The sequence below is a fragment of the Kitasatospora sp. NPDC091257 genome, assembly GCF_044757675.1.
Lineage (GTDB): Bacteria > Actinomycetota > Actinomycetes > Streptomycetales > Streptomycetaceae > Kitasatospora > Kitasatospora lactacystinica.
The window spans coordinates 1-4692 of the sequence record NZ_JBIVVI010000729.1 but is presented as its reverse complement, the minus strand read 5'-3'; the positions used below and the strand labels follow the sequence as shown (position 1 = coordinate 4692).

The window sequence follows — 4692 nt, the reverse complement described above, 5'->3', positions numbered from 1 at the left end:
GGCGCCGGGTGGGGCGCCGGGTGGGGCGCCGAGCGGGGCGCCGGAAAATGCCGAGCAGATTGTCAGTCCCACCCTCTAACGTCGAGGCATGGGGGAAATCACGTACGTCCGAGGCGATGCCACCACGCCCCAGGGCAAGGGCGTGAAGGTGATCGCGCACGTCTGCAACGACCTCGGCGGGTGGGGCAGGGGCTTCGTGCTCGCGCTCTCCAGACGCTGGCCCGAGCCCGAGGCCGCGTACCGACGCTGGCATCGAGAGCGGGCGAAGAACGACTTCGGCCTGGGCGCCGTCCAACTGGTGGCGGTCGATCCGCACGTCTGGGTGGCCAACCTGGTCGGCCAGCGCGGCATCCGCACGGGGCGCTCGACCGGGGTGCCGGTGCGGTACGAGGCGATCGACACCGGACTGGCCGCACTCGGTGAGCACGCGCTCCGGCTCGGTGCCTCCGTCCACATGCCGCGGATCGGCTGCGGCCTGGCGGGCGGGCGGTGGGACCGGGTCGAGCCGCTGGTCACCGCCCGGCTGACGGCCCGGGGCGTACCGGTGACCGTCTACGACATCGACTGACGGCCTGCTCCAGCAGGTCCTCCCCTTCCACCGATCCGCCTCTCCACCGTTCCGTCGACCGGTTCCTACCGGTCCGCCGGCTCCGCCCGGTCGGACCCGACCGCCACGCGCGCGGCCGGCCAGGCGTACACGTACTCGGGCAGCAGGAACCCTCCGGGGAACTCGCCCTCCTGTGCCCGGACCCGCTCGGCGCCCTCGCGCTCGTAGAAGGCGATCGCGCGGGTGTTGTCCCGCAGCACCTCCAGGGAGAGTCCGGCCCCGGGGTGCCGCTCGGCGACATGGGTGCGGGCCGCGGTCAGCAGCTCGCGCCCGATGCCGCCGCCGTTCAGGCCGGGGCGGACGTGCAGGTTGTCGATCAGCACCCCGCCGTCCGGCTGCGGGACGAGGTAGATGAATCCGACCGTCGCGCCCGCCCGTTCGGCGACCAGCAGTTCGGGCGTGTTCTCCGGCCCGCCGTAGTCGGCGCAGTCGGTGGCCAGGCGCAGTGCCCACAGTTCGCGCCGCTGGGCGACCATCCCGTCACCCAGTCCCGCCTCGGGGACGATCCCCCGGTAGGTGGTGCGCCAGCTGTGGGCGTGCAGCTCGGCGACGGACTCGGCGTCCTGCACTCCGCCGCGCCGGATGACGGTCAGTCCTGAACTGATCATGTGACCAGCCTCCCACAGAGATGGAGTTGAACATGTTCAACCGATACGTCTACAGTACCGCTCAGCTTTTGAACGCGTTCGAAACAAGGGGGGTCGCCGTGGCACCGGATGCGGAGGGGGCATCCGGTGCCACGAACACCGACACCGGATGGAACGTCGTCTCCGGCTAGGCTCGTGCTCGTGGACGACCTGGCAGCGACGAACCGAACGGACGGCGAGAACGGCACGGCCGGGGCTCCGGCCGCGCCCGACCCGGGGAGCGGGACCGGGCCGGAGGGCGGAGCACTGCCCGGCGGCCGGGCCCAGCCCAAGACCGACAAGAGTGAGGCGACCCGTGCCCTGATCCTGGAGACCGCCATGCGGCTGTTCCAGGAACGGGGCTACGAGAAGACCACCATGCGCGCCATCGCCACCGAGGCCGGCGTCTCGGTGGGCAACGCGTACTACTACTTCTCGGCGAAGGAATTCCTGATCCAGGGGTTCTACGACCGGATGACCTACGAGCACGCGGCCGACGCCAAGCGCCGGATGTCCCACACCCGGGACTTCTCCGAGCGGCTGGAGATCGCACTGACCTCCTGGCTCGACACGGCCGCGCCGTACCACGAGTTCGCCGCGCAGTTCTTCCGGACGGCGGCCGACCCGACCAGCTCGCTGAGCCCGTTCTCCAACGATTCCCACCCGGCCCGGGCGACGGCGGTCGAACTGTTCCGCGACGTCCTCCAAGGCTCGGAGCTGGCGCCCAAACTGGACGCCGAACTGGTCGAGCTCCTGCCCGACGTGCTCTGGCTGTACCTGATGATCGTGGTCCTCTACTGGGTCTTCGACCGGACCGAGGACACCGAGCGCACGCGGGAGTTCGTCCGCCGGTCCACCCCCATGGCGGCCCGGGTGATCAACCTCTCGCGCTACCGGGTGTTCCGGCCGATCGTCCGTGACGCCAAGGGCCTGATCCAGGACTTCATCCTGCCCACCATCGGCAAGACGGCGGTCACGTAGCGCCCGCGGCAACACCGGAGGCCGGCCCGCGAACGGGCCGGCCTCCGGTGCGGGAACGGGCTCAGAACTCGGTCGGCGTCCAGGCCCGCACCGGGGTGCGCAGCAGCAGGTCCACGGCGGCCGCCGCCCCCGGGCGCAGCTCGCCGACCAGGCCGGCCGCGGCCAGCCTCGACGCCGTCTCCGCGCCCAGGTAGAGCGAGCCCAACTCCGAGGCGCCGAGCGCGAGGTCGGCGTCGTCCGTGGTCCGGGTGCAGCGGCCGGTGCCGTCCTCGGCCGTCTCCAGCGCCCAACGGCCGGAGGCGTAGCCCAGCTTGTCGTCGACCTCCAGCACCACCCGACCGGGGGCGCCGTAGCTGCGGGCGCGGAACGCGGCCTCGACGTCCAGCACCCGCAGCCACACGACGTCCGCGTTGTCCTCGTGCGGGGTGGCCGCGCGCGGGTCCTGGAGCAGCAGCGGCAGCGGGTCGTCCGGGCCGAGCCTGCACACCTCGACCCTGGCCACCCAGTCGACGGACAGCACCAGGCGCCAGAGTTCGACGGCGGTGGGCAGGTCGAGGGCGATGAAGTCGTCCACGGTGAGCTTGCAGTCGGGGTAGGCGCCGTCCCACTTGGTCCCGATCCGGTAGACCACCAGGCCGGTGACCACGTCGGCGGCGTCCCGGTGGACGGCGGCGAACGGCTCCTTGAACTCGTCGCCCGGTGACCGGACTTCGCCGACCGTGCGCTCCCACCAGAGCGCGTCGCGGTCGATCGCGCCCGACTGGGTGCGCCGCCAGCGCTCGTACAGCTCCGCGCCCAGCTCGCGCAGCTCCGCCATGGTCACGAAGTCGATCCGGCCGCCGGGGACACCGGGCAGGCCCTCGCGCAGACCCCGGGTGCGGCGCAGCTCGATGTTCCAACCGCCGCCCCGGGTGGCCGGGCCGAAGCCGAACCGGCCGTAGATGTTGTACTCGGCGGCGGCCAGGATCGCGACCGCGCTGCCGCGCTCGGCGGCGCCCGCGAGGTCCCTGCGCATCATCGCGTTGAGCAGGCCGCGGCGGCGGTGGGTGGCGCTGACCGTGACGTTGGTGATGGCGTCGGCCGGGACGACGGCGCCGCCCGGGACGGTCAGTTCGGCGTCGAAACTGCGGAAGGTGGCGATCTGGCGCTCGCCGTCGAAACCGGCCAGCATCCGGCCCGGCTCCCACTGCCGACGGCGCAGGTCCGGCGCGACGGCCACGTCGGGGCGCAGGAAGCCGAAGTTGAGCGCCCGGTTCCACTCCGCCACCTCGTCCACCGAGACGGCCCGGACCTGGAGCCCGCTCACGCTGTCGATGTCCGTGTGATCGATGCTGTTGCCCATGGGGCCACCGTACGGCGGCCCTCCGGGGGTGGCATCCGAATTATTCCGTGCCCGACCCGTGGTGCTCGCCGGGCACCACCACCCAGTGGTTGGTGCGCAGGACGCGGTCCGCGAAGTCCAGGTCCCGCTCGCCGACCAGCCGGAATCCGAGCGCCCGGCAGATCCCGTTGGACGGTCCGTTGGTGGTCCCCGGGTTGGCGTGCACCTCGCCCCAGCGGCCGTCCTCGGCGGCGGCGTCCAGCACCCTGCGGACGGCCGCCTTGGCGAGGCCGCGCCCCTGGTACTCGGGCAGCACCATCCAGCCGATCTCGGAGAAGCTCTCGCCGTCCTCCTGGTCCGACCAGAGCGTGACGGTGCCCGCCGCCTCTCCGTCCTGCGCGCCGTCCGGCACGATCATCCTGATCCAGGAGCTGTCCCCGGCCACCAGGGCCAGGTCCCTGCGCAGCCGCTCCTCAACCCGCGCCCGGGGCAGCGGGCCGCCGAGTTCGGCCATCATCACCGGGTCGCAGCGCATCCGGACGTACGCCTCGACGTCCCCCGCCCGAACATCCCGCAGTCGCACGACGCCTCCTCAGTATCGGTTCGCGCGGTCACGCTAGCGCGCCCCACCGACAGTGGCGCCCGGGCGGGCCCGCCTGGCATCCTCGTGCCGGTTCAGGTGCAGACGATCCGCTTCGGGGGGAACCATGGAGGACGAGTACGTCCGCAGGCTGAAGGAGTACGAGGGCCGGGCGCTGACGGCGAAGCTGGTCGGCGGGCTGACCGTGGCCGGCTGGCTCTGGGCGCTCTGGCTGGTCCTCGCGCCGGGCAACGGGCTGTGCGGCTCACCGGCCTTCTACCAGCCGACCGGCTTCCACCTGGCCGAGGTCTGCGACTCCGAGATGATCGGCCGGGTCGGCGGCGCGTTCGCCGTCTTCCTCGTGTCGCTCCCGGTCGCCGCGCTCTGGGGCTGGACAGTGGTGCGGCTGCGCGACAGCCGCCGGGCGGTGGCCGCCGTGGCCGGCCGGTAGCCCGGTGGGGCGGCGGCCGGCTCGGCCTCCCGGACGCCCTCGGTGCCGAGTACCTCGCGCCGAACCGGTTCCGGGGACGCCCTGATCGCGCTCGACCCGGTCCTCGCGGCCGCCGCCGAGGGGGTG

Annotated in this window: 6 protein-coding genes; 3 read left to right on the top strand and 3 right to left on the bottom strand. The window is 72.7% G+C overall.

Annotated elements, in window-relative coordinates; translation table 11 throughout:
* The first annotated feature begins 88 nt into the window (after nucleotides 1-88).
* A complete protein-coding gene (locus ACIQOV_RS28325; RefSeq protein ID WP_401053253.1) occupies nucleotides 89-568 on the top strand; it encodes a macro domain-containing protein in 480 nt (159 codons plus the stop codon).
* A 65-nt stretch (nucleotides 569-633) separates the two neighbouring features.
* Here the strand turns inward: ACIQOV_RS28325 and ACIQOV_RS28320 are convergent, their stop codons facing one another.
* On the bottom strand, nucleotides 634-1215 hold the full coding sequence (locus tag ACIQOV_RS28320) for a GNAT family N-acetyltransferase (RefSeq protein ID WP_401053251.1): 582 nt from the start codon (nucleotides 1213-1215) through the stop codon (nucleotides 634-636).
* Nucleotides 1216-1395: 180 nt separating this feature from the next.
* On the opposite strand from ACIQOV_RS28320, the gene ACIQOV_RS28315 reads away from it, so the two are divergent.
* Nucleotides 1396-2214, top strand: a complete 819-nt coding sequence (locus ACIQOV_RS28315) for a TetR family transcriptional regulator (RefSeq protein WP_401053249.1) — start codon at nucleotides 1396-1398, stop codon at nucleotides 2212-2214.
* Nucleotides 2215-2275: 61 nt separating this feature from the next.
* On the opposite strand, the gene ACIQOV_RS28310 is transcribed toward ACIQOV_RS28315, so the two are convergent.
* Together ACIQOV_RS28310 and ACIQOV_RS28305 are read right to left on the bottom strand one after the other, a co-directional pair.
* A complete protein-coding gene (locus ACIQOV_RS28310; protein ID WP_401053247.1) occupies nucleotides 2276-3556 on the bottom strand; it encodes a GNAT family N-acetyltransferase in 1281 nt (426 codons plus the stop codon).
* Nucleotides 3557-3596: 40 nt separating this feature from the next.
* Nucleotides 3597-4118 (bottom strand): GNAT family N-acetyltransferase, encoded by a 522-nt coding sequence (locus ACIQOV_RS28305; protein WP_401053245.1) that lies wholly within the window; start codon nucleotides 4116-4118, stop codon nucleotides 3597-3599.
* Between the two features lie 124 nt (nucleotides 4119-4242).
* Between ACIQOV_RS28305 and ACIQOV_RS28300 the strand changes: the two genes are divergently transcribed.
* On the top strand, nucleotides 4243-4566 hold the full coding sequence (locus tag ACIQOV_RS28300) for a hypothetical protein (protein WP_359910399.1): 324 nt from the start codon (nucleotides 4243-4245) through the stop codon (nucleotides 4564-4566).
* Nucleotides 4567-4692 lie beyond the last annotated feature (126 nt).